Genomic DNA, 2,638 nt, shown 5'->3' on the forward strand with positions numbered 1-2,638 from the left:
GATTTTGCCGCGCAGCATCGCCCCCGCCAATTATGGGATTTCGGTTGTAATGCCGGAGTCTTTGCCAAGGCCGCTATAGAATGCGGAGCGGAGTATGTAGTTGGATTTGATTTCGATCAGGGAGCGCTCGACGGCTGCTATGCACAGACGCGTGCGAGTCGGCTGCCCATCCAATCAATTGTGATGGATATGGCCAATGTAAGCCCGGATCAAGGATGGATGGGTATCGAACGGGAAGGACTCGGCGCCCGTCGATCTGCCGATGCCTTGGTGGCTCTCGCCGTGGTGCATCACCTGGTTATTTCACGAAACATTCCATTCGGAGAACTCTTGGATTGGCTGATCGACCTCGCTCCTTGCGGAGTGATTGAGTTCGTCCCCAAGACCGATCCCATGGTGCAGAAACTCTTGGCGCTTCGGGCGGATATTTTTGAAGACTATACCTGGGGTTTTTTCAATGACCGTATTGCCCAGAAAGCGCGGATCGACCGTGTTCTGCAAGTCGGGAAACATGGTCGTACCCTCGTGAGTTACATCCGGCATGGATATGAGGGAATTCGCCGAGAGCGACCCTCGTGAAACCGGCGCAGTCCTCAGAAGCATCCTGGATGGACGGCAGGATTTCTCTTGCGATTGCCTTCCCCTTCCTCGCGTTGCTCACTCCCTTTACGGCCTACCTGACCAACCGGGACTATCCTTTGTTGAGTCTCGAGATTTTGCTCATCCTTGCAGGCGTGCTCTGTGTGGCGACGGTGCTCGGATTGATCCGTTGGGCCGGTGGAAGACGGATGTACGCAATAAGCGTGGGCGGCCTTCTCACAGTTGCTGCAGACTATCAATTTGAGTGGATTGCACATGGCCGCACCATCACGATCCTTGTCATTTTCGCCGTGCTCGTAGCTTTGATACGACGCTTCGAAAAAACCATGGCCTTGGCAGTGACGGTGTTTTTGTGTGTGTTCGTGATCTCGACATTCCTGCGCAACGAATTTGAAAGCGAGTCTGGTCCTGTCTTTGCCGTGCCGCACATGGATGCGGTGACGGATGGTCCGCCGCGGTTTATCCATCTCATTCTGGATGCACATTTAGGTGTCGAAGGATTTCCCGGCGACAATGATCGCGCCAAGGAATTAAAACGAAAGATCAAGCAATTCTATCAACGGTACGGGTTCAAGCTGTATGGAGGGGCGTACAGCCATTATCTCGATACGGAAGACTCGATTCCGAATCTGGTGAATTTCTCGGCGGGAAGCGTCAACAAGGGATTTATTACGGGTGAGCGCCCTCCGTACGGTTTGCCGCAAAACCGCTATTTCCAGTTCCTGCAAAGGATGGGGTATCGGGTTCACGTTATGCACGGGGACTATTTGGATTTTTGTTCGAGCCAGGATGCGCTGCCGGATTCCTGCTCTAAATTTGACTGGTATGCCTTGAGCAATGTGGCGAAGCTGGACATCCCGGTACTTACGAGAACAACGACAGCGCTGGCTGGCTTCGTAGCCAGTTACACTCGATATCAGGGTATTCTGAATGTCTACGAAAAGCGGGTACGTCCATTCTTGCTCTCTAACGGGATAGTCGGTCCAGTCATTGATCGTCAATCCCTCTGGACAAGGCGGCCCATCTACCCATTTTCAGTGAATGCGGCCGTGGCGATGGATGCGTTATCGGAGAGCATTCAGCAGCTTGCCCCGGGCCACATGCTTTTTGCGCATGTCATGCTCCCGCATTTCCCCTTCGTGTATCGGGAGGATTGCTCGCCGCGGGCGATTGCGGAATCAATGGATGACATGGAGATGGTTCCTCTAAAGTCGCGCACACCTGAAGACAGAAAGATTCGCTACGATCAATATTTGAGGCAAATGGAGTGTCTCTATGTCAAGTTGGATGAATTATTCGTGAGGATGCAATCGTCCGGAGTGTTCGATGATTCAATCGTCATAGTTCACGGAGACCATGGTGGACGCTTGGGCCTCAGGCTTCCGACATCCAAAGAGCACAATCAACTGACGCCTACCGATTATGCGGATGGGTTATCGACGCTGTTTGCCGCCAAGATTCCTGAAAGTCCGGGCGGGTACGAACCCACACTGTACGCCATCAATGAATTGCTCGTTCAAACGCTCGACAATGCCATTGGACGGACTCCTCCTCTTTCCGTCCCACGGAAAGAACCGTTTGCATATCTTAATGACGGGGACCGAAAACCACTGCTGCTCGTCGATATGCCCTGGCGCGCTGTGGATGTACCGGAGAGCACCGTTGCTGCTCAGCAGCACATGCACTAGGTGGGAGTCTTCATGCGCCCATTCATTAGGCGATGACTGATAGGAATTCGGGAGTCTAATTCTCAGCGGCTGGCTTGATTTCATTCAATGCGGACGATCTATCTTAGAGAACCGGTAGCCCGTCCCAGCATAGTTCAGAATCTCTTGGGTGCGCTACTGCTCGTCGTCTCGCTCACGGACTGCGGGGCATTGAACATCACGCCATGTAAAGGTGATGAGCGGTTCGCAGTGCAGGAATTACTGTATTTCGGAACAGAGGCTCCGTCCGGTTATGTCACGCCTGAAGCGTGGACGCAATTCCTTAGAGAAATAGTTACCCCGCGCTTTCCCGAGGGGCTCTCGGTCTGGCA

General features: G+C 53.2%; 2 protein-coding genes and 1 pseudogene. All 3 read left to right on the plus strand.

Annotated features, from left to right (window positions below):
* A pseudogene (locus ACOSYY_RS16820) lies at positions 1 to 579 on the plus strand (class I SAM-dependent methyltransferase); the annotation flags it as partial.
* A gap of 29 nt (positions 580 to 608) precedes the next feature.
* Positions 609 to 2,288: a sulfatase-like hydrolase/transferase gene (locus tag ACOSYY_RS16825; protein WP_421663936.1), complete on the plus strand. Its 1,680-nt coding sequence runs from the start codon at positions 609 to 611 to the stop codon at positions 2,286 to 2,288.
* 87 nt (positions 2,289 to 2,375) lie between these two features.
* A partial coding sequence (locus ACOSYY_RS16830; protein WP_421663937.1) for a DUF3574 domain-containing protein occupies positions 2,376 to 2,638 on the plus strand: 263 nt, incomplete at its 3' end.

It is taken from the genome of Nitrospira sp. BLG_2 (assembly GCF_049222245.1).